The sequence below is a fragment of the Thioalkalivibrio sp. ALJ2 genome (genome assembly GCF_000378325.1).
Taxonomy (GTDB): Bacteria; Pseudomonadota; Gammaproteobacteria; order Ectothiorhodospirales; family Ectothiorhodospiraceae; genus Thioalkalivibrio.
The window spans coordinates 330,544-351,956 of the sequence record NZ_KB899554.1 but is presented as its reverse complement, the minus strand read 5'-3'; the positions used below and the strand labels follow the sequence as shown (position 1 = coordinate 351,956).

The following is a 21,413-nucleotide window of genomic DNA, read 5'->3' as shown; positions in this document are numbered from 1 at the left end:
ACCCGCAACAGGGAGGGCAAGGATGCCCATTGCCATCAGCCATGCCCGTGCGCTCGCCGGGATCCAGGCACCGCTGGTCACCATCGAGACTCACCTGGCCAACGGCCTGCCGTCATTCCAGATTGTCGGCCTGCCGGAGGCGGCCGTGCGCGAGAGCCGCGACCGCGTCCGCGCGGCCATCCAGACCAGCGGCTTCGACTTTCCCCGCCGCCGCATCACCGTCAACCTGGCCCCGGCCGACCTGCCGAAGGATGGCGGGCGTTTCGACCTCGGCATCGCATTGGGCATCCTCGCCGCCAGCCAGCAGATCCCGGGCAGCGCCCTCGAAGGGCGCGAGTTTCTGGGCGAACTGGGACTGGACGGGACCCTGCGACCGGTCGGCGGGACGCTGGCCGCCGCACTGGCAGCCGCTAATGAGGCGCGCGAGCTGATCGTGAACCCCGAGGACGGGGCCGAGGCGGCACTGGCCAGCGCCGCGCGGGTGCGCACCGCCGACCACCTGATCGCGGTCTGCGCCGGGCTGCAGGGTCAAGGGGAGCTGGACGAGGGCCGACCCGTCGAAGCGGAACCGGATCGCTACCCCGACCTGGCCGATGTGCGCGGTCAGCACCAGGCACGTCGCGCACTGGAGATCGCGGCCGCGGGTGGCCACCACCTGTTAATGGTCGGCCCGCCCGGCAGCGGCAAGTCCATGCTGGCCGCACGCATACCGGGCATCCTGCCACCGATGTCCGAGGCGGAAGCACTGGAGACCGCCGCGATCCACAGTCTGCGCGACACCGGCCACCTGCAGCGCGACTGGCGCGCCCGGCCGTTCCGCTCGCCCCACCACACGGCCTCGGGGGTCGCGCTGGTCGGTGGTGGCTCCACACCACGCCCGGGCGAGATCTCGCTGGCCCATCACGGCGTGCTGTTTCTGGACGAGCTAACCGAGTTCCAGCGCAGCGTGCTGGATGTCCTGCGCGAACCGCTCGAGACCGGGACCATCCATATCGCCAGGGCCGCCCGGCAGGCCGAGTTTCCCGCCCGGTTCCAGCTGGTAGCGGCGATGAACCCCTGTCCACAGGGCTTCGACTGCGACCTCGGGGCGCGCTGCCAGTGCTCCCCGGAACAGATGGCGCGCCACCGGCGACGCCTGTCCGCGCCGCTACTGGACCGCATCGACCTGGCGATCGAGGTCCCGCGCATCCCGCCGCCCGAACTGGCCTCGCATGGCGAACCCGGCGAAGACTCCAGGACCGTCGCGCAACGCGTCGCCCTGGCGCAGGAACGCCAGCGGCAACGCCAGGGCTCCCTCAATCGCGAACTGGCGGGCCAGATGCTGGACCAGCACGCCACCCTGGAGGCAGGCGATCGCGCCCTGCTGGACCGCGCTGCGGAGCGCTTTCGCCTGTCGGCACGCGCCTACCACCGCATCCTGCGCCTCGCGCGGACGATCGCCGACCTCGAACCCAGCGACCCGATCACGACCGGTCACCTGACCGAGGCGCTCAGCTATCGCGCGCTGGATCACTGGCGCACCCAGTAACCAGGCAAAGAAAAGGCCCGCACGGCAGCTGCCGACGCGGGCCTTGAGATCGGATCGAAACCGCTCAGTCTTCGAAGGTCGCGACGTACACCGCCAGGTCGGCAATGTCCTGGTCCGACAGGCGGGCCGCATTCGGCGCCATCAGGGCCGTGCGGTCACCCACGGTCTCGCCGGCACGGTAGCGCACGAGCTTGTCGGCGGTGTACTCGGCGGTCTGGCCGGCAATCTTCGGGAACGCGGGGGAACCCTGACCCTGGGCACCATGGCAAGCGATGCAGGTGCTGTACAGGGACTCGCCACGACTCACGTCACCGGTATCCAGGGCAATCCCTTCCAGTGCTTCGTCGTCCTCGACAGCGGCATCGTCATCTTCGGTCACGGCCTCGCCGTTACCGTTTTCGTCACCATTGCCGTTCTCATCGCCGTTAGCGTCTTCGGGCTCCCAGCCGTGATCAATACCGGCTTCGTCCAGCATGTAGACCACCACCAGCTTCACTTCCTCGTCACTCAGGCTGGAATCACCGCCGCGAGCCGGCATCGCACCTATGCCGTTGATGGAGTTGTCGAACACCTCGTCCAGGCTGCGCTCGTCGAGGCGGGCGGCCCAGGCGTCGGAGTCGCCCTTGATCGGGGCATCGGAGGCCCCGGTGTCGTGACAGGCCGCACAGACATTGCTGTAGATGTCACCCGGACTCAGGTCGGCGGTCTCTTCCTCCATATCGACCGGACCGGAGGCCACGCGACCGATCGGCTGGATGCGTTCGACGATCCGATCGCGCTCGGCCTCACTGGGCTCGCCTAGCTGGAGCCCTCCCATGAAGTTCGCCAACTGGATCAACAGGTAGATCACAGTGGCGAGCAGCGCCACGGATGCGATGAACATCAACACCTTGTTACCGGTGTCCATCTTGATCGGTTGATTCGCCACTTGCTCTCCCTCCGAAAGGTGCGGGCCGCGCGCGGCCGTAATGGTTCCTAGCCCAAGTATTCCCACGCGCCAGGCGCGCAAATCGGGCGCCGAGTATAGGGCATCGTCCCTCTCGAGACCACAAACCCAGTAGGGCAGTCAAAAATGCGCTGGACGGACCCGTTCAGCGCCCCGTATCATTACTCGTCTTGCGCCCGTAGCTCAGCTGGATAGAGCGCTGCCCTCCGGAGGCAGAGGTCAGAGGTTCGAATCCTCTCGGGCGCGCCATTACGCAGAAAGGGACCCTCGTGGTCCCTTTCTGCGTAATGGGGTGCTGGAGGGCCCGATTCGAACCTCCCGTTCGAATCGAGGCCCGCGAAGCGGGCCGACATCGCGGTGCAGCCAACGGCTGCACCGGTCCGAAGGACCGAGCCGCCAAAGGCGGCGAAGCCATCCTCTCGGGCGCGCCGCCTGAACACCCCCGAGCCCAACGCCGCGCCCCCGTCGAATCAAGGCCTGCGCAGCGGCACGGCATCGCAAGTCACCCCCTCGGCGACAGCCTCGGGGCGTTCGCCGGCGCGAAGCCGTGCTTCGCGAAACCCCGGCTCACCCTCTCGGGCGCAACATCAGTTCCGCTTCCAACATGCCCTGGCCCGGCCAGCGCGGCGATCCGGCATCCTGACCGGCAAATGCCGCCACTCCCTTGATCCAGATCAAATCGAAGCCCCGGCAGCAGCGCTAGCTTGAAGGTGACCACTGCAACCGGGAGTGCGTGATGTTGACTGAAATCATGTTTCAATCGCCCATCGGGATCCTGACGATCCTGACCCTGGTGGGCATCGTGGCGTTCTTCGTGTACGTCGGCTACTTCATCCTTCATGGCATGCACGAGGACGACAAGGCGAAATAACCCGCCTTGGGGAAACCAGGCACCATAAAAAAACGGGCCAGCATGCTGGCCCGTTTTAGTTGGGTATTCCCTGACGAGCCCCCCCTCGGTGGTCACCCGGCAACTGCGCCCGGCAACCGCCGAAGGCCGGCTGACATCAGGAGCCGGAGCCCCCGGGGGTATCCCCCAGCTCCCAGCGGCGCGCGTCGGTCGGGTCCGTGACCGGCGCGACCGAGGTACGGCCGCGAGCGGGCTCGGCCAGGGAGTTGGTGCAGGTCTGGGCACCGTGGTACAGGCGCACGACGTGCTTGGCCTCGGCGAAGAACAGCCACCGCTCCATGCCGATACCGATCAGGCTCGAGACAGCGGCCAGCCAGGCGATGCCGGCCGGGGCGCCTGACAGGATCGACGCGAACACCAGGACTGGGGCCACAAAGCCGAGCAGGAAGACGCCCATCTTCACGTTGTCGATGGTGTCCTTGCGCGGGTCGTAGCCGAACTCGTCGGTCAGGAAGGTGCCGGCGGTGTGGCCGGTATCCAGCAGGCGCACGGTCGCACGGTTGAAGGTGGTGGCGGTATTGATCGTCGGGCCATTCACGCGCGAGATCCAGAAGTAGTAGATCGCCTTCAGCACGGCGGCAGCAACCAGCGCGACCATCGCGACACCCGCATGCATCGCCGTGGCATTGCCGAACACGGTGGCAATGGCGGCAAACAGCGTGGTGCCGGTCGCGATGCCAAGCATGATGTAGTTGGCCGGGGTCAGCGCGGTGTTCCACTGGCGGATGGTCTTCAGACAACCGTAGATCATCCCCGTGGAGAACAGGGTGATCACGGCCAGCACGGCGGCGATCACGCCGGCCAGCGCCGGCAACGGCCCGATGGCCGCGCCCTGCAGCAGGACGCCCAGGCCATAGATCCCGGCGAAGGGATAGAACAGCACCGCGAACACGGCCTCGCGCGACAGCCAGGAGGTCTTGAAGCGCATGAACGAGCGCCAGGCGTTCTTCTTGTTCGCCAGGTGGCCGGTGGAGAGCATCAGCCCCAGGGTGATCATCCCCAGCGAGACCGCGCCGTGTGCCAGCAGCTCGCCGTGGCTCATGGCCGGACCGATGCCCGCGAGGTGGAAGGCCGCCAGCAGGATGAACAGGCCGTAGCCCGCACCGGAGATGACGGTAAACAGGATGACGGAAAATGCCGGATGCATATGAATTCTCCCGATCGGGCCGCGCCTAGCGCGCGACCATCTTGTTGACCCAGTCCTTCACCGAGCTGACCAGACGGTTGGCCCGCACGTCGTCGATGGGGATGGGACGGGTGATACGCGGGGGCAGATAGGTGTTGACTGGCTTGTAGCCCAGCTCCGGCATCTGCTTCACGCCGCCACGCTCGCGCACCAGGCGGCTGACCTCGGAGTTGTCGTCGTCGAAGTCACCGAAGAACCGGGCATGGGCCGGGCAGGTGATCACGCAGGCCGGCTGGCGTTCTTCCGGCGGCAGGGCCTCGTCGTAGATGCGGTCCACGCACAGCGTGCACTTCTTCATCACGCCGTCTTCGCGGTCCAGCTCGCGCGCACCGTAGGGGCAGGCCCAGGCACAGTAGTTACAGCCCATGCACTTGTCCTGGTCGACCAGCACGATGCCGTCTTCCGGACGCTTGTAGGAAGCGCCGGTCGGGCAGACATTCACGCAGTCGGCATGCTGGCAGTGCATGCAGGACATCGGGATGTTGACGGTCTTGTTGTTGGGGTAGTCCCCGACCTCGTAGTGGCGCACGCGGTTGAACCAGACGCCGCTCGGGTCCTCGCCGTACGGGCGATAGTCGGTCAGCGCACCGGTGGTGCCGCTGGTGTTCCACTGCTTGCAGGCCACCGCACAGGCGTGACAGCCCACGCAGGTGTCCATGTCGATTACGAGTCCAAGTCGCATACAACTACTCCTCAAATTTCCTCGGGCCGCCGGCCGGGGCCGGCGGCATGGCCCGGATCCGTGATGCCTAGCGGTCTTCGTCCAGCGAGCCGCGGGTCAGCACGTCACGGATGGAACGATTCAGGTGCACCGGCTTGTGCGCGGCGTAGCGCAGCTGATCCGGGGCCTCGGACATGCCGGGGGCCGGCTTGACCGTGTCGAAGTCGGGCCAGGTGCTGGCCTCTTCCGGATCGGCCGGAGTGATCTTGACCTTCAGGTCGTACCACGCGGCCTGGCCGGTTACTGGGTCGGAGTTGGTGATGTTGTCCACCGGATCGCCCTTCTTCGGCAGCAGCTCGCTGATCAGGTGGTTCATCAGGAAGCCCTTGTTGGACTCGTTCGCGTCCGGCTTCAGGCCCCAGGCGCCCTTCTGCTTGCCGATCGCGTTCCAGGTCCAGACGGTGCTCGGCTCGCAGCCCTCGATCAGCTTGACCTGCACGCGGACACGGCCGTTGTGCGATTCCATCCACACCCAGGACAGGTCCTCGATGCCCATGGACTCGGCCTTGCCACGGTTCATGTACAGGTAGTTCTGAGCGCAGATCTGACGCAGCCAGGCGTTCTGCGAGTCCCAGGAGTGGTACATGAACATCGGGCGCTGGTTGACCGCGTAGAACGGGTACTCGTCCTCGTCGATACGGGTCTGCTCCAGCGGCTTGTGCCAGATCGGCAGCGGATCGAAGAACTGGGTCAGGCGATCCTTGTGCTCCTGCTTGGTCGGCTGCGGACCGTCATACAGGCCCTGGCCGGCCAGCTTGAAGCGCTGCTGGGTCTCGGAATAGAGCTCGATCGTGATCGGATCGGTCTTGCCCACCCAGCCGGCGTGCTTGGCCAGCTCCAGGTACTCCTTGTTCGCGTAGCGGTAGAACTGCTGGTTCGGCGCCAGGTGGTGCACGAAGAATCCCTGGTTCTCGATGTACGCCTCCCACTGCTTCGGGTTCGGCTCGCCACGCAGGTGGCTCTTGCCATCCTTGCCGCGGTAGCCGGACAGGAAGCCGATGCCCGGCTCCTTCTCGAAGTTGACGATGAAGTCCTTGTAGTCCTCGAACTTGCGGCTGCCGTCGTCGTTGGTGAACGCCGGGAACTTCAGACGACCGGCCAGCTCGACCATGACCTCCTGCCAGGGACGCACGTCGCGATCGACCTCGAGGATCGGGTGGCGGATGGAGTCCGCTGCCGCGGCCGGCTCGGAGATCGGGCGGTCCAGCATGGAGATCGTGTCGTAACGCTCCAGATAAGTCGTGTCCGGGAGCACCAGATCGGCAAAGTTGACCGTCTCCGAGTGGAACGCGTCCGCGACCACCAGGAACGGGATTTTGTACTCGCCGCTGTCGTCCTTCGCCCGCAGCATGTCCATCACCTCGGCGGTATTCATCGAGGAGTTCCAGGACATGTTCGCCATGAAGAAGATCAGCGTGTCGATCGGGTAGGGATCGCCGTTGACCGCGTTGGTCACCACCATGTGCATCAGGCCATGGTTGGAGATCGGAGCATCCCAAGAGAAGGCCTTGTCGATGCGCAGCGGGTTGCCGTCGTCATCGATGACCAGGTCCTCCGGCGCGGTCGGGAAACCGAGCGGCGGGCTCTTCAGCGGGGTGTTCGGCGCGCATTCCTTGGCCGGCTTGATGCCCGGCGGGACGTGCTTGGGGTACGGCGGCTTGGCCAGGTGACCACCAGGGCAGTCCACCGAGCCCAGCATGATCTGCAGCAGATGGATCGCGCGGCAGGTCTGGAAGCCGTTGGAGTGCGCGGAGATGCCGCGCATCGCGTGCATGGAGACCGGACGGCCGAACACCTTGTCGTGCTTGCGGCCCCAGGAGTCGGTCCACTCGATGTCGAGCTCGATCGTCTCCTTGAACGCGACGTGCGCCATCTCCAGCGCCAGACGCTCGGTCTGGTCGGCCGGCACGCCAGTGATCTTGGCGGTATTTTCCGGGGAATACTCCTCCGACAGATAGCGCTCGGCCAGCAGCGTCATCACGGTCTTGACCGGGCGGCCATCGGGCGCGGTGTACTCGCCGAACAGCGCCGGCTTGATATCGACCTGGGTGCCGTCGACGAACGCTTCCTGCTCCAGTTCCCAGACCAGCGGGTTGCCGGCCTCGTCACGCAGGATCAGGCCATCGCCCTTCTGCCCCGGGGTCTGCACGACCAGCTGGGTGGCGTTGGTGTAGCGCACCAGGAAATCCCAGTCGAACTGATCGTTCTTCAGCAGCACGTGCAGCATCGACAGCGCGAACAGGCCGTCGGTACCGGGCTTGATGCCCACCCACTCGTCGGCGATCGCCTGGTAGCCGGTGCGCACCGGGTTGATGGCGACAAACTTGCCGCCGCGGCGCTTGAGCTTCTCCAGCCCGATCTTGATCGGGTTGGAGGCATGGTCTTCCGCCACGCCCCAGAGCATGTGGTACTTGGTGCGGTCCCAGTCGGGATCGCCGAACTCCCAGAAGGCGAAACCGGTGGTGTACAGGCCGCCGGTGGCCATGTTGACCGAGCAGAAGCCACCGTGGGCCGCCCAGTTATAGGTGCCGAACTGGGTCGCCCACAGGCCGGTCAGGGCCTGCATCTGGTCACGGCCGGTAAAGAACGCCAGCTTGCGCGGGTCGGTCTCGCGGATCTTCTGCAGACGCGTGGACAGCATGTCCAGGGCCTCGTCCCAGGAGATCGGCTCGAACTCGCCGGCGCCGCGCTCGGTACCCGGCTTGCGGCGCATCGGCTGGTGCAGGCGCGCCGGGGACTGTTGCTTCATGATGCCGGCGTTGCCCTTGGCACACAGCACACCCTTGTTGATCGGGTGGTGCCGGTTGCCCTGGATATAACGGACCTTGTTGTTCTGGACCGTAACCTTGATGCCGCAGCGGCAGGCACACATGTAGCAGGTGGTGTACTTGATCTCCTGCTCGCTGTGGTTCTCGAACTCGGGTAAGGCACTCATTCAGGCGACCCCATAGATTATGGTTTGCTTATTCACGCTGGGCATATTGGCCATAAAGAAGCCTTTTGGCTAACGAAAAGTTCTTATCTAGGAATAAGCAGAAATAATCTACGAGAGAATTTATTTATTGCCGCATCGAATCTGGGGCCTTGTTGTGGCAATCACGGAAAAGTGGTCTACGATGTGTACCATGAAACATATCGCCCCCAGCGGCAGGACGGGACACCGTATGCAACACGCCCTCAAGGACGAGAACGCCCTGGTCGACGCCTTCGGCCGCCGCATCGAATATGTCCGTCTCTCGGTTACCGACCGCTGCGATCTGCGCTGCTTCTACTGCATGCCCAAGGGCTTTCGTGACTTCGAGGAGCCGGAGCACTGGCTGAGCTTCGAGGAGATCGAGCGCGTGATGGGGGCCTTCGGGCGACTCGGCACCCGCCGCGTGCGCCTGACCGGCGGCGAGCCGCTGGTGCGCAAGAACCTCCCGGATCTGGCCGCGCGCCTGAACGCCCTGCCCGGCATCGACGACATCTCGCTGTCCACGAATGCCACGCGCATGGCGCGCCATGCCCAGGAGCTGAAGGACGCCGGCGTGGCCCGCATCAACGTCAGCCTCGACTCGCTCAAACCCGAGGTCTTCAAGGAGATCACCGGCGGCAAGCTGGAGAAGGTGCTGGACGGCCTGATGGCCTCCAAGGCCGCCGGGCTCGACCCAATCAAGATCAACATGGTGGTGATGGGCGGGATCAACGAGCCGGAGGTCGAGGACATGGTCGATTTCTGCATCGAACACGGCTTCACTCTGCGCTTCATCGAGACCATGCCGATGGGCGACACTGGCCGCGAGGCAAAAGAGGGTCACTACGTGAACCTGCAGGACGTGCGCGCCCGTCTGGAGCAGCGCTACAACCTCGTCCCCGGCGTGATGCCCGGCGGCGGCCCGGCGCGCTACATGCAGATCCCGGATACCGACGTGCGCATCGGCTTCATCACCCCGATCTCGCAGCACTTCTGCGACACCTGCAATCGCGTGCGCCTGTCGGTGGATGGCACCATCTACACCTGCCTGGGCAACGAACACAGCCTGAACCTGCGCCCCTACCTGCGCGAAGGCTGCAGCGACTCGGAGCTGGAAGACCTGGTAATCCAGGCGATCAACCTGAAACCCGAGCGTCACGAGTTCTCGGAACGCCCGGAGAAGGTCATGCGCTTCATGTCCATGACCGGCGGATGACACCACCGCAAGGCTTGCTAACAAGAAAGGCCCGTCCAGCGAGACGGGCCTTTCTTGTTAGGGGGGCCGCTTTATTAGGGCCAGGGCTTGCCGCCTCTGCAGCTAACCGAGCAACCCGCGCAGAATGAAGAAGAACACGATGGCCAGGATCGCCCCGGCCGGCAGGGTCACGATCCAGGACATGAAGATCATGCGCACCAGGCGCAGGTCGATCGCGGCGATCCCGCGCGCCATGCCGACACCCAGGATCGCCCCCACCAGCGTATGGGTGGTGGAGATTGGCAGCCCGGTACCGGAGGCCAGTACGACGGTCGCAGCCGCCGCCGCGGTGGCCGCGTAACCGCGGCTGGGCGTCAGCTGGGTGATGCCGGTGCCGACCGTGGCGATCACCTTGTGGCCATAGGTAAACAGCCCGAACACGATCCCGAAGCCGCCCAGCAGCAGGACCCACATCGGCACCACGGTCTCCGGGTCCACCTCGCCAGTCTGGATCACGTCCACCACCGCGGCCAGCGGCCCGACCGCGTTCGCGACATCGTTGGAGCCCAGCGCGAAGGCCATCGCACAACCGGTGACGACCATCATCACGCCGAAGACCTTCTCGACATCGCTGAAGTGCGAGCCGTGGGCTTGCAAGGAGGCCTCCTCGAAACGCAGGCGCCGGATCGCGAAGAGTCCGACCACCACCACCGCCACGCTGATCAGTACGGCGAAGCTGTAGGCCTGGGCGGTAGTGAGGTCCAGCCCGACGTGCGTCAGCCCCTTGAACATCGTGACCAGCGCAGTCACGAAGGCCGTCAGAAAGATATACAGCGGCGCCCAGCGCTTGGCGTTTTTCAACGGGTCGACGGTGTCGAGGATCAGCAACTGGATGCTGCGGAACAGCGCGAAGGCGATCATCCCGCCGATCATCGGGGACAGCACCCAGGAGATCGCGATGGTCCCGACGCGCTCCCAGCGCACCACTTCAAATCCGAGGCCCACCACCGCAAAGCCGATGATCGCGCCGATGATGGAGTGCGTGGTGGAGACCGGCCAGCCGAAATAGGAAGCGGTCAATAGCCAGGTGCCCGCCGCCGCCAGCGCCGCGAGCATGCCGTAGACCAGCAGCGAAGGACTGTCCGCGAGCAGTGCCGAGTCCACCATCCCGCTGCGGATGGTCTGCGTCACCTCGCCGCCCGCCAGCCACGCCCCGGCAAACACGAACACCGCGGCCACAAAGACCGCCTGGCGAATGTTGAGGGCCCGCGAGCCGACCGAGGTACCCATTGCGTTGGCGACATCGTTGGCGCCAATACCCCAGGCCATGAAGAGCCCGAAGATGACTGCAAGGCCGAGCAACAGGGTGCCGTATTCCATGCGGTCCTCGGTACGTGGTGCGAGTGGTTACTTGGCCAGCATCAGCTGCAGGCGGCTGCCCACGCGCTGGGCCAGATCGGCCAGCTCGCCTATGGAATCAATCACGCGATACATGAAGATCACGTTCACCGGGGGCAGCTCCGCCTCCTGGGCAAACAGGATCTCGCGTACCTCGCGCTGGGCCTCGTCGGATTCGTGCTCGATCTGGTCCAGCTCGGTCAGGATGTCGTTGACCACCTCGACCTCGTGTCCGCGAAAGCCCGCCTCGACCAGCTCGTCCAGCTCGTTGACCGCGCGCCCGGCCTGATTGACCGCATCCACACTGCGATCCAGAAAGCGCTGCAATGGACCCTGCATATTGGCCGGGAACTGCATCTGGCGGCCCAGCATCAGCCCCGCGATGTCCTTGGCCATGTTTGCGATGCGGTCCTGGATCAGCAGGGTGTCGAGCACGTCGCGGCGCGACATCGCCAGCATCATGCCCTTGGGCAGGTGCAGCCGCAGGTCCTTCTTCAGGCGGTCGGCTTCGTGCTCGAGCTTGACGATCTTCTTCTGCTGAACGCGCGCGGTGTCCCAGTCGTCCCGGGCCATGGCCTCGATGAACGGCGGGAGCTCGGCGATGCAGGCGCGCACCTTCTCCATGTGCGCCTGCAGGGGGCGCACCGGCGAACGGCCAAACAGTTCGAAGACGAAGTTCTTGGGGCTCATGGCGGCGCGAAGAATGTCACAAAGGCGCAATGTACCGCAAAACAACCCTCGATACCCTGTCGCCTGCAGGCGAATGTGTGCCGCGTGCGCTACAATCGTGGCCCAGAGCTGGGGGTGCCCGTACCACATGTCGGGCTGAGAGAGTCCCCTTGAACCTGAACCGGTTAACACCGGCGGAGGGAAGCTCGGTCAACGGTCTGCTGTACCTGGGGTTCCTGCCCCCGCGATCGCCCTGCCCGCGCTCCCTTCGCCCCACGCGTCAGCAGAGGTCCGATCATGAGCGCCATCCCCGAGTCGTTTGCCCGCAAGACCGCCGAGGTCTCCGCGGAGGTCACCCGCCCGTTCCCGAACTCCGAGAAGCGTTACGTCGAGGGTTCGCGCGCGGACATCCGCGTGCCGTATCGCGAGGTCGCGCAGACGCCGACGATGACCTCCGGCACCCCCGAAGAGAACCCGCCGATCCCGGTCTACGACACCTCCGGCCCCTACACCGACCCCGACGCAAGCATCGACCTGCACCGGGGGCTGGCGGACCTGCGCGGCCCCTGGATCGACGAACGCGCGGACACCGAGTGGCTGGACGGCCCGAGCTCCGAGTACGGCCGCGCCCGCGCCGCCGATCCGGAACTGGCCCGCCTGCGCTTCGGGCACATCCGCCCGCCGCGCCGCGCGCAGGCCGGCGCGAACGTCTCGCAGATGCACTACGCCCGGAAGGGCATCATCACCCCGGAGATGGAGTACGTCGCGATCCGCGAGAACAACCGCCTGCAGGAGCTGCGCGCCGACCCGCGCTACCAGAAGCTGCTGCGCCAGCACGCCGGCGAGTCGTTCGGCGCCTCCATCCCGGATGAAATCACCCCCGAGTTCGTGCGTGACGAGATTGCCCGCGGTCGCGCGATCATCCCCGCCAACATCAACCACCCCGAGCTCGAGCCGATGATCATCGGCCGCAACTTCCGGGTGAAGGTGAACACCAACATCGGCAACTCCGCGGTCACCTCGTCGATCGAGGAGGAGGTAGAAAAGCTTGTCTGGTCCGCGCGCTGGGGCGGCGACACCCTGATGGACCTGTCCACCGGCAAGAACATCCACGAGACCCGCGAGTGGATCCTGCGCAACTCGCCGGTACCGATCGGCACCGTGCCGATCTACCAGGCGCTGGAGAAGGTCGACGGCAAGCCCGAGGACCTGACCTGGGAGCTGTTCCGCGACACCCTGATCGAGCAGGCCGAGCAGGGCGTGGATTACTTCACCATCCACGCCGGCGTGCGGTTGCAGTACGTGCCGCTGACTGCTGACCGCGTGACCGGCATCGTCTCCCGCGGCGGTTCGATCATGGCCAAGTGGTGCCTGGCGCATCACCAGGAGAACTTCCTCTACACCCACTTTGACGAGATCTGCGAGATCATGAAGGCCTTCGACGTCTCGTTCTCGCTGGGGGACGGCCTGCGCCCCGGCTGCCTGGCCGATGCCAACGACGCCGCCCAGTTCGGCGAGCTGGAGACCCTGGGCGAGCTGACGCAGAAGGCCTGGGCGCACGACGTGCAGGTGATGATCGAGGGCCCCGGCCACGTCCCGCTGCAGAAGGTGAAGGAGAACGTCGACAAGGAGCTGGAGGACTGCTTCGAGGCGCCGTTCTACACCCTTGGCCCGCTGGTGACCGACATCGCCCCGGCCTACGACCACATCACCTCCGGTATCGGCGCGGCCAACATCGGCTGGTACGGCACCGCGATGCTCTGCTACGTGACGCCGAAAGAACATCTGGGCCTGCCCAACAAGCAGGACGTGCGCGACGGCATCATCACCTACAAGATCGCCGCCCACGCCGCCGACCTGGCCAAGGGCTTCCCCGGCGCGCAGCTGCAGGACAACGCCCTGTCCAAGGCACGCTTCGAGTTCCGCTGGGAGGACCAGTTCAACCTGGCACTGGACCCGGAGCGCGCGCGCGAATTCCACGACGAGACCCTGCCGAAGGAGGCGCACAAGGTCGCCCACTTCTGCTCCATGTGCGGCCCGAACTTCTGCTCCATGAAGATCACCCAGGACGTGCGCGACTATGCCGCGGCCCAGGGCATCAGCGCTGACGAGGCCCTGCAGAAGGGCATGCAGGAGAAGGCGGTGGAATTCGTCGAGAAGGGCGCGGAGATCTACCGCAAGACCTGAGGCCCCAACAACGAAACCCGGGTGGCAGCCCGGGACACGCTGATTCAATCGCAATAGGCGATCATGGCGGCGTTATCGGCTGACGGGGAGGCGGGTTCTGTGACGAGCCACTAACCGATCGCTCGCCCCGCGCAGAATGGGCGTCTACGCTTGTTGTACTGCGCCCAGCACAAGTACCGCCAGGAGGACCACGGCATCGCGACCGCCAGCCGCTATCGCAGCGCCAGCGCCCTCGCCGCGTTGCTGGCCGCCTGTCAGATTGGGGCGGCCACAGCCCGAGACGACGGAGCGGCCGTGCAGCAGCGGCCAGACATCTCGGTCTTCGCCTATGGCGCTCGCTGGACCGACACCCGCTTCGTCGAGATCCTCCAGTTCCAGACCGCGATGCAGGACTCGCACCTGGCGGCCGTGGGCATCTCTCGCCGCCTCCACCGCTTCAGTGACCATCTGCATCTCGAAGGCGAGATCAATGTCGCCCGGCACTGGGGTCAGCAGGATCACTTCGAACTAAACGCGGCCGCCAACCTGCGCTGGACCCGCTTCCCCTGGGACCACCTGGTGGACACCTCGGCCGCTTGGGGCATCGGCCCCTCGCGTGCCTTCGGCGATCCGGTCATCGAGGATCGCCGCCCCAGCCGCACCCAGGCGTTCATGATGGCCGAAGTCACCTTCGCGCCGTCCGCGTCACGAGACAGTTCCTGGGAGGCCTTCCTGCGTATCCATCACCGCTCCGGCGTCTTTGGTGTGGTCAGCGATGCCAGCGGTTCCAATTTCATCGGCACCGGTGTCCGCTTTCACTTCGGCCCTCGATAACACGCTAACCGGCCACACCAGCGGCCGTCGGAAAACCACTACTGTGCCCTTGTCCGGGCTCAACGCACCTCGATGCGGTTGCGTCCGTTCTTCTTGGCCGCGTACAGGGCCTGGTCGGCCCGGTCGAAGGTATCGACCCGGCGCTCGCCCGGGCGGTATTCGGTCACACCGAAGCTCGCGGTGCGCCGCCCGACGGCGTCAAAGTCAAAGGCGTTGATCCGGGCCTGCAGGTCGCGGGCCGCCGCCTGCGCCTGCTCGGCGTCGGTCTGTGGCAGCAGCACGAAGAATTCCTCGCCGCCAATACGCCCAATGGCATCCACCTTGCGCAGGTTCTGGCGCAGAAGCTCGGCGAACTGTTTGAGGACCGTGTCACCGGTCCTGTGGCCCCAGGTATCGTTCACGGCCTTGAAGTAGTCGATGTCGATCAGGATCACAGAAAATGGCTGGCCATAGCGCTCGGTGCGCGCACACTCCTCCTCGAACAACTGCTCGATATGCGCACGATTCGACAATGAGGTCAGCTCGTCGACCTGCGCCGAATGCGCCAGCTCCCGTTGCTGCAGGAAGGTAAGTTTCAGGGCCCGTTCCAGCACGAAGGCACTCAGGCAACCAAACGAAAACGCCGCCAGCACCCACAGCAGGTGCAGCTGTAGCAAGCCGGTCTCCAGGGTCTGGAGGAGACTGGCCGCCACGACCAGCACCACGATCCCGGTAGCGGCCAGTGCGGCCTGACGCAGGGCCAGGCCCGAGATCGCAAAGGTCCACATGATGCTCAGATAGATCTCGGGGGCGAACACCAGAAACTGTGGCGAACCGGCATTCAGGTAGAGGTTGGCGGCATTCGCGACCACTGGCGCGATAATCAGCAAGGCCCACATCGGACGCTGGAGCGACGCGCGGAAAGTCATCGCCGCCACGGCCAGCAACATGCCGGGCACCAGCAAGCCATGGGCCAGCAGCCGCTGGCCCGACGCATCGACGGCTACCGTCTGCTCGATGGCGGCATACAACAGATATAGCGCAGCGGTCAGAAACGCGATGTAGCGCACCTGCGGAATGCGCGTGGCACGCAGCCAGGCCGCAAACCCTCGCCGTGTGTCCTCGCCCTCCGCGTATAGCGGATCCATCCGTCCCCGCAGTCGCCTTGCTATATCCAAGATCCTGTTCCTTGCTTGCCAGGGTCGGCCGTTATGACCCCGGCTTGCGGAAGCCGTTCCGGGCGGGAGATGGCCCTGCGGTTACTGCATGTGTTCGCCCATGGCGCCGAGGCCCATCATGCCAGCGCCAATGCCGAACAGCATGCCGACGATCATCAGGGCCAGGTAGATCAGCAGCAGCACGCCGAAGATGGTGAAGTAGATGCGCAGTCGGCTCAGCGCGTATTAAATCTCTAACGGGTCCTTGCTGTCGAATGCGCACTGCCAGACACCCGCCGCCCGCATGAGCATCACACCGGCCCAGATCGGGGTCCAGGCGATGATGATGCCGACAATGGACAGGGCGGTGAGCACGTCCGAGCGGATCAGCCTTTCGCACCGTGCTACGGCTCGCCCACGCGTACGGGGGGTACCCCAACGAGCGGTCGCTGCGAAACCTAACGCCGGACTCACGCGTCACCTTTCACTCGAATACCTATTTATGGGACTTGTAGGCTCGAGAACCCGCCTCAAGCGGGCCGGGCCGACTGTCACAAATAGGGGGACCAGCATGCGCGTCATTTCCGAACAAGGGTTCGCATGTTGTCGGACATCATTTCAGCGAGTCCTTGGCGCTTACCCGCAGCCCCGGACGCTCGTGCTTGCGGTTGCTGCCGCGCTTGGTGCCAGTATCGCAGCCCCACTGCATGCCGATGACGAGACGATCGAGATGGTCCTCCAGATTAACGATGACCGGATGGAAGCCCGGATCGTCGAACAGTCGGAGGGGTGGCTGACCCGCCGCAACAGCCTGCCTCTCACCCGTGAAGCCACAGGCATCGAGCTCGTGCACGACTGGATCGAGTCGCAGGAGGACCACGAGCCCCAGCAAGAGAACGCGGCCTTCATGGTGGGGATGGCATCCACCGTGTCCGAGGTGGATGCGACGGCGCTGGTCATTCAGGACGTGGATCAGGAAAACCACATTGAACGCGACCTGATGGTCGTGCAAAGCCAAGCCGGCTGGACGTCCCTGGAAAACACCGGGCATGCCGTAGCGGGTGACGACGGCCTGCGGCTGATCTCCCGCGCACGGGCCCTGCAGACGCAGGGCGCCGGTCAGGTCAACGTTGCGGAACTCGAAGCGCAGGCCGAGGCGGGCGAGAACAGCCTCTCTGCAGGCATTCAGTCCAGCCTGCAGCGAAATACCCTGAGGCAGCACCGGGTGGTGTCGGAAAGCACGGTCGGGCGCTCCCGCCTGGTGAATAAGGGCCGTATAACGGCCGGAGGTGCCGGACTGCGCGCCGACCATTCGGCGTCTCGGGTCCAGGTCTTCGACACGGACCAGGTCAATACTTCGGGGCAGGACTTCGTGGGAACGGGCACCGAAATCACCGGGGACGGCTCGGGAGTGATCCTGGGTGATGTCTCAGTCGAGCAGGCCAACGAGCTGGGCCAGACCCATGTGGCCGCGGATTCTCGGTTGGGCGAACTTGCGATCGAGAACCACGGCGATATAACCAGCGGCGATCACGGAGTCGCAGCAATCCTGACCACCCCCGACACTCAGATCATGGATGCCATCCAGGAAAATACCTGGCAGGGCACGGCCGAACTGAGCGCGCCCTCGGGCGAGGTGGATGATTCGGGCAGCACGGGCACGCCTGGCGGTCTTGCCCTTTCCACTCGGTATGTTGAGCAATCGAGCGAGGCCAGCCAGACCGACATCGCGACCGCGACCAGCGTGGGCCATGGAAGGATCCACAATACCGGAAGCGTATCCGCAGAAGGATACGGGCTGGCCCTAGAGGTCGATGCGAGCCGGGTCCAGGTGCAACAGGTCGAACAGATCAACGACGTGACAGGCGACGCCAGCTCGGTGGCCGGGTCGGGCGGTGACGGTGGTGCCGGCGATCCAGACACGGGTGCAGACGGTGGCGCCGGGGGCAATGCGCTGGCAGAGCTGCGCCTGAATCAGTCCAACGAGCTGGCTCAAACCCTTGTACTGACTGATTCGCGTATCGGCCAGGCCGAGGTACGCAACGCGGGATCGGTCCAGGCGGGAGGGGGCGGCATCGTCGCACGCGTCTCTACCGACATCGTACAGGTGCAGGAAGGGGAGCAGGCCAATCAGGCAATGGATGCGTTTGACGCGACCGCGGGCGATGCTGGTGCCGGAGGCGCCGGGGATGTCGACGGTGGCGCCGGTGCGGATGGTGGGGACACTCTGGCAGAGCTCATCTGGTCGCAATCCAACGAGGCAGGCCAGATCGTGTTGTTGTCGCATAGCCGTCTTGCCGAAGTCGAAGTGGAGAACTCCGGTCGCGTGTTTGCCGGCGGCCGCGGCATCACCGCCGAAAGTGGGGTGTCACTGGTACAGGTACAGATTCTCGATCAGACCAACTCGGCAGAAGTCGAAACCAGACTTGTGGGCGGAGACGGAGGCGAAGGAGGCATCGGGTCGGACGGCAACGATGGTGACGGAGGAGCCGGAGGCTCCGCCGAATACCACCATCGGTTGGGTCAAGAGAACGAAAGCGAGCAGATCCTCCTGATATCCGGGGGATCGCTGGCCAGCACGAAAGTTTCGAATCACGGGGACATCCGTGCCGGGGGTGACGGCATCGTGGCGCGTGCGAACGCCGAGGTCGTCCAGAAGGAGCATGTCAATCAGGCCAATACCGATGAGATGCAGGAAGCAGGAGACGGCGCAGGCGGCGAGCCCGATGGGGAGGCCATAAACGACATATCGGTCGATCAATCCAATCACCGGGCCGGGATCATGGTGATCGATGCAGTGGAGGTCGCGCGGGTCCGGGTGGAACACCACGGCGAGATTGACGCGGACGGCCGAGGTATCGTCGCCCATTCCTCGATCAGCGGGGTGTCGGATTCCGCGACTGCCGTGTCTGTCCTGAGCTCCGGCCACATCCGGGCCGGGCAACAGGCGATCCATGCCATCAGCGACGGCGGGTCGGCGCGCGATATCGAGGTACGGATCACGGATGGGTCGGTGATCGGGGGGCCGGGATACTATGGGCTACAACTCGAGGGGTCGGGCAGCAACACGGTCTGGAACGACGGGGTGCTGACCTCGATGTCGCGGCGCGCCGTACTCGGTGGTGATGGCGACGACACGATTTACAACACGGGGTTGCTGGCAGGGGACGTGGACCTCGGAACTGGCAGTAACGCCCTGTTCAATCAGGAGGCCGGCCGGTTCGAGAGCGAGGCCATCGTCGACCTAAACGGCGGCACGCTGGAGAACCGCGGTTGGCTCAACCCGGGTGGCACAAATCGGATCGTGACCACCCAGGTCGCCGGTGACTGGACCAACACCGCTACTGGGCGCTATCAGGTTTCCCTGGACATGGTTTCCGGCGATTCCGATTTCCTGGATATCTCCGGAACCGCCTCCCTGAATGGCGAGGTCGTCCCCCGAATCCTGGTTCCGGACGATTCCGGAAGCTTCACCATCGCCGCGGCAACGGGCGGGGTCACGGACGAGGGGATGAATGTTCAAGATACGCTCTTCGTGGACTACAAACTGGACTTCTCCTCGGCCAGCGAGCTGGGCCTGAGCGCGGAAATCGACATCCCCGAAACGGTAACCGGACTGAACTCCAACCAGCAGTCCGTGCACGGGGTTATCGAAGGGCTGTGGGCGACGGGGTCAACAGGAGACCTCGACACCGTGTTCGGCGCCCTGCTCTCTGTCTCGGATGTTGCCGAATTGGCACAGGCCTACGAACAGCTCAGCCCCGAGCCCCATATGAACAGCGCCGCCAGCGCGACCCACGCGGCCGGCGTGTTCGCCAGTGACCTGCTTAGCTGCAGCGTGGACTCCGGCGCACATGTCCATGTGCGCCAGGGCGAGTGCGCCTGGGTACGGCTCGGACGGCGGAATCTGGACCAGGATTCCACCTCGCGCCAGGCTGGATTCGAGGAAAACAGCATCTCGGTATCCACCGGCGTGCAACGCGCACTTGCCAACGACTGGCATCTCGGAGGCGGAGTGGGATTCGAACGCGGCGATGTACAGTCGGATTCCGGCGCGCAGACAGAAGTGGACCGCATGCATGCCGGCGCTGTACTCAAATATGCTCCAGGGCCGTGGATGGTTTCTGGGTCAGTGTCGGGCGGTTACGGCTGGCATGACAGCACGCGCGTCGTCGACTTCACCGGCGAACCATCCGAACTCACTGCCGACTATCGCGTACGCCACCTGGGGATCGACCTCCATGCGCAGTACGAGATCGATCTAGGTGGGTCCTACCTCAAGCCCTATGCCGGGCTTGGCTACCGGCAGGTCCGCCTGGGTGGATTCTCCGAAAGCGGTGGGCCCGAGGCACTGGACGTGGACAGCGAGCGCGACCGCGCCGGCAGTATCGCGCTGGGTACACGCTGGGGTACCGAATTCGAGACCGGAAATGACACACTTGTACGCCCCTATCTCTCGGCGGGCGCCACTCGGTATACCTCGGACGAGACCCAACTTACAGCCTCGTTCCAGGGGGGCGGCGATTCGTTTCGAATCAGCCGAAGCCGTGACCGCACAGTGGCGGACATGGGCGCTGGTCTGGAAATTCTCGCTGGGGACTCCGGTTCGGTTCGCGTGGACTACCGCGGCCGCTTCTCCAACAACATGACGGATCACGCCATCGGGATGCGGGTGCAGATCCCGTTCTAGCCGCCGACCAAATGACCGGGGGCCTGCTGCGCACCTACATGTGTTCGCCCATGGCGCCGAGGCCCATCATGCCAGCGCCAATGCCGAACAGCATGCCGACGATCATCAGGGCCAGGTAGATCAGCAGCAGCACGCCGAAGATGGTGAAGTAGATGCGCAGTCGGCTTAGTGCGTACTTGATCTCCAGCGGGTCGGCGCTGTCGAAGGCGCGCTGCGAGGCGCCCGCCGCCTGCATCAGCACCACCCCGGCCCAGATCGGGATCCAGGCAATCAGGATGCCGACAATGGACAGGGCAGTGAGCACGCCCGAGATGACCAGCATGATACCGATCAGCTGCATCCAGAACTTGCCGCGCACCAGTGGTTCGATCAGTTCGCGAAGCTGCGGGTTGCCTGTCGATTCTGCTTCCATGCGAATACTCCTGTCCGTTGGGTTGGGAACGGTTCCGAGCATAGCAGCCTGACCGGGGCACCGTGCATTGTTCGCCATTGGGGCGAAAGGCATACTCGGGCGGTACACCGCAGCTGCGCAATGGAGGCCGCATGAGCGATCAGGGACGAGACAGTGAACGCGAGCGTAGTGGGCCGCAAGGGACCATGCTGTTCCAGGGCGCGACTTTGCCCGAGACGGAAGCCACCGCAGAGCAGTCGCGAACGCCCCCCGGTGGACACCCCGTCCTGGTGGGCGTCGCCGAACCCTTCCGCCAGCAACGCCTGACCCTCAAACCCGGCAAGCAGTCCGTCGGCCGACAGGGCGACAATGACATCGTGCTGCAGGAAGGCAGTGTCTCGTCGCAACACGCCTGGCTGGTCAACGACGGCGGGGCCTGCCGCGTGGTCAACCTTCTCTCGACGAACGGCACCTGGGTGAACGAGCGCAAGGTGCACGAGGCCACGCTGAATGACGGCGACCATGTCCGTTTCGGGCGCGCGGAGTTCATCTTCCGGCGCCGGGATGACGGCTCCGAGGCCGTGCCCGTCGGTGGCGTCCGGCGGTCCTCCTGGCGCTGGATCGGCGTGGCAGTGGCGATTCTGGTGCTCGCCGCGGTCGCGCGCATCCTGCTCGAAAACACCTGAACGA

15 protein-coding genes, 1 tRNA gene, 1 pseudogene and 1 riboswitch are annotated in these 21,413 nt (G+C 65.0%); of the genes and pseudogenes, 8 read left to right on the top strand and 9 right to left on the bottom strand.

Annotated features, from left to right (window positions below):
• Positions 1-22: 22 nt before the first annotated feature.
• Positions 23-1,528 carry a YifB family Mg chelatase-like AAA ATPase gene (locus tag F468_RS0101625; RefSeq protein WP_018994498.1) on the top strand — a complete coding sequence of 502 codons (1,506 nt, stop codon included), beginning with the start codon at positions 23-25 and terminating at the stop codon, positions 1,526-1,528.
• Between the two features lie 64 nt (positions 1,529-1,592).
• Here F468_RS0101625 and F468_RS0101620 read toward each other — a convergent pair whose 3' ends face one another.
• Positions 1,593-2,456, bottom strand: coding sequence for a c-type cytochrome (locus F468_RS0101620; protein ID WP_012981564.1), 864 nt, complete (start codon positions 2,454-2,456; stop codon positions 1,593-1,595).
• A gap of 190 nt (positions 2,457-2,646) precedes the next feature.
• Here F468_RS0101620 and F468_RS0101615 point away from each other — a divergent pair.
• Together F468_RS0101615 and F468_RS14725 are read left to right on the top strand one after the other, a co-directional pair.
• Positions 2,647-2,723 (top strand) — tRNA-Arg (locus tag F468_RS0101615).
• Between the two features lie 487 nt (positions 2,724-3,210).
• Positions 3,211-3,345 carry a hypothetical protein gene (locus F468_RS14725; RefSeq protein ID WP_012981562.1) on the top strand — a complete coding sequence of 45 codons (135 nt, stop codon included), beginning with the start codon at positions 3,211-3,213 and terminating at the stop codon, positions 3,343-3,345.
• A 136-nt stretch (positions 3,346-3,481) separates the two neighbouring features.
• Here F468_RS14725 and F468_RS0101605 read toward each other — a convergent pair whose 3' ends face one another.
• From F468_RS0101605 to F468_RS0101595, 3 genes are all read right to left on the bottom strand, one after another.
• Positions 3,482-4,531 (bottom strand): DmsC/YnfH family molybdoenzyme membrane anchor subunit, encoded by a 1,050-nt coding sequence (locus tag F468_RS0101605; protein ID WP_012981561.1) that lies wholly within the window; start codon positions 4,529-4,531, stop codon positions 3,482-3,484.
• 25 nt (positions 4,532-4,556) lie between these two features.
• Entirely contained in the window at positions 4,557-5,252 is a 696-nt protein-coding gene (locus F468_RS0101600) for a 4Fe-4S dicluster domain-containing protein (protein ID WP_018175142.1), read from the bottom strand.
• A gap of 67 nt (positions 5,253-5,319) precedes the next feature.
• Positions 5,320-8,226: a molybdopterin oxidoreductase family protein gene (locus F468_RS0101595; protein WP_018994497.1), complete on the bottom strand. Its 2,907-nt coding sequence runs from the start codon at positions 8,224-8,226 to the stop codon at positions 5,320-5,322.
• A gap of 229 nt (positions 8,227-8,455) precedes the next feature.
• Between F468_RS0101595 and moaA the strand changes: the two genes are divergently transcribed.
• The gene (moaA, locus tag F468_RS0101590) at positions 8,456-9,460 is read left to right on the top strand and encodes a GTP 3',8-cyclase MoaA (protein ID WP_012981558.1); all 1,005 of its coding nucleotides are present in this window, start codon (positions 8,456-8,458) and stop codon (positions 9,458-9,460) included.
• 102 nt (positions 9,461-9,562) lie between these two features.
• Here the strand turns inward: moaA and F468_RS0101585 are convergent, their stop codons facing one another.
• Positions 9,563-10,819, bottom strand: a complete 1,257-nt coding sequence (locus F468_RS0101585) for an inorganic phosphate transporter (RefSeq protein ID WP_012981557.1) — start codon at positions 10,817-10,819, stop codon at positions 9,563-9,565.
• A gap of 27 nt (positions 10,820-10,846) precedes the next feature.
• The gene (locus F468_RS0101580) at positions 10,847-11,527 is read right to left on the bottom strand and encodes a TIGR00153 family protein (protein WP_012981556.1); all 681 of its coding nucleotides are present in this window, start codon (positions 11,525-11,527) and stop codon (positions 10,847-10,849) included.
• A 100-nt stretch (positions 11,528-11,627) separates the two neighbouring features.
• A riboswitch (TPP riboswitch) is annotated at positions 11,628-11,726 on the top strand.
• A gap of 77 nt (positions 11,727-11,803) precedes the next feature.
• Between F468_RS0101580 and thiC the strand changes: the two genes are divergently transcribed.
• Entirely contained in the window at positions 11,804-13,693 is a 1,890-nt protein-coding gene (thiC, locus tag F468_RS0101575) for a phosphomethylpyrimidine synthase ThiC (RefSeq protein WP_018994496.1), read from the top strand.
• A 153-nt stretch (positions 13,694-13,846) separates the two neighbouring features.
• Positions 13,847-14,506, top strand: coding sequence for a hypothetical protein (locus F468_RS0101570; protein ID WP_018994495.1), 660 nt, complete (start codon positions 13,847-13,849; stop codon positions 14,504-14,506).
• A gap of 59 nt (positions 14,507-14,565) precedes the next feature.
• Here the strand turns inward: F468_RS0101570 and F468_RS0101565 are convergent, their stop codons facing one another.
• On the bottom strand, positions 14,566-15,633 hold the full coding sequence (locus F468_RS0101565; protein ID WP_012981553.1) for a diguanylate cyclase: 1,068 nt from the start codon (positions 15,631-15,633) through the stop codon (positions 14,566-14,568).
• A gap of 111 nt (positions 15,634-15,744) precedes the next feature.
• Positions 15,745-16,032 (bottom strand): annotated as a pseudogene (locus tag F468_RS14615) (DUF5362 family protein); the annotation flags it as partial.
• Between the two features lie 268 nt (positions 16,033-16,300).
• On the opposite strand from F468_RS14615, the gene F468_RS0101550 reads away from it, so the two are divergent.
• Positions 16,301-20,332 (top strand): autotransporter outer membrane beta-barrel domain-containing protein, encoded by a 4,032-nt coding sequence (locus tag F468_RS0101550; RefSeq protein ID WP_026296483.1) that lies wholly within the window; start codon positions 16,301-16,303, stop codon positions 20,330-20,332.
• A 34-nt stretch (positions 20,333-20,366) separates the two neighbouring features.
• Here F468_RS0101550 and F468_RS0101545 read toward each other — a convergent pair whose 3' ends face one another.
• On the bottom strand, positions 20,367-20,744 hold the full coding sequence (locus F468_RS0101545) for a DUF5362 family protein (protein ID WP_018994493.1): 378 nt from the start codon (positions 20,742-20,744) through the stop codon (positions 20,367-20,369).
• Between the two features lie 131 nt (positions 20,745-20,875).
• Between F468_RS0101545 and F468_RS0101540 the strand changes: the two genes are divergently transcribed.
• Positions 20,876-21,409 (top strand): FHA domain-containing protein, encoded by a 534-nt coding sequence (locus F468_RS0101540; RefSeq protein ID WP_012981551.1) that lies wholly within the window; start codon positions 20,876-20,878, stop codon positions 21,407-21,409.
• The last annotated feature ends 4 nt before the right edge of the window (positions 21,410-21,413 follow it).

Excerpts from the sequence above, each read along its gene's own strand:
- F468_RS0101625 (WP_018994498.1), top strand. The coding sequence starts at position 23 with ATGCCCATTGCCATCAGCCATGCCCGTGCGCTCGCCGGGATCCAGGCA.
- F468_RS14725 (WP_012981562.1), top strand. The coding sequence starts at position 3,211 with ATGTTGACTGAAATCATGTTTCAATCGCCCATCGGGATCCTGACGATC.
- F468_RS0101605 (WP_012981561.1), bottom strand. The coding sequence starts at position 4,531 with ATGCATCCGGCATTTTCCGTCATCCTGTTTACCGTCATCTCCGGTGCG.
- F468_RS0101600 (WP_018175142.1), bottom strand. The coding sequence starts at position 5,252 with ATGCGACTTGGACTCGTAATCGACATGGACACCTGCGTGGGCTGTCAC.
- F468_RS0101595 (WP_018994497.1), bottom strand. The coding sequence starts at position 8,226 with ATGAGTGCCTTACCCGAGTTCGAGAACCACAGCGAGCAGGAGATCAAG.
- moaA (WP_012981558.1), top strand. The coding sequence starts at position 8,456 with ATGCAACACGCCCTCAAGGACGAGAACGCCCTGGTCGACGCCTTCGGC.
- F468_RS0101585 (WP_012981557.1), bottom strand. The coding sequence starts at position 10,819 with ATGGAATACGGCACCCTGTTGCTCGGCCTTGCAGTCATCTTCGGGCTC.
- F468_RS0101580 (WP_012981556.1), bottom strand. The coding sequence starts at position 11,527 with ATGAGCCCCAAGAACTTCGTCTTCGAACTGTTTGGCCGTTCGCCGGTG.
- thiC (WP_018994496.1), top strand. The coding sequence starts at position 11,804 with ATGAGCGCCATCCCCGAGTCGTTTGCCCGCAAGACCGCCGAGGTCTCC.
- F468_RS0101565 (WP_012981553.1), bottom strand. The coding sequence starts at position 15,633 with ATGGATCCGCTATACGCGGAGGGCGAGGACACACGGCGAGGGTTTGCG.
- F468_RS0101545 (WP_018994493.1), bottom strand. The coding sequence starts at position 20,744 with ATGGAAGCAGAATCGACAGGCAACCCGCAGCTTCGCGAACTGATCGAA.
- F468_RS0101540 (WP_012981551.1), top strand. The coding sequence starts at position 20,876 with ATGAGCGATCAGGGACGAGACAGTGAACGCGAGCGTAGTGGGCCGCAA.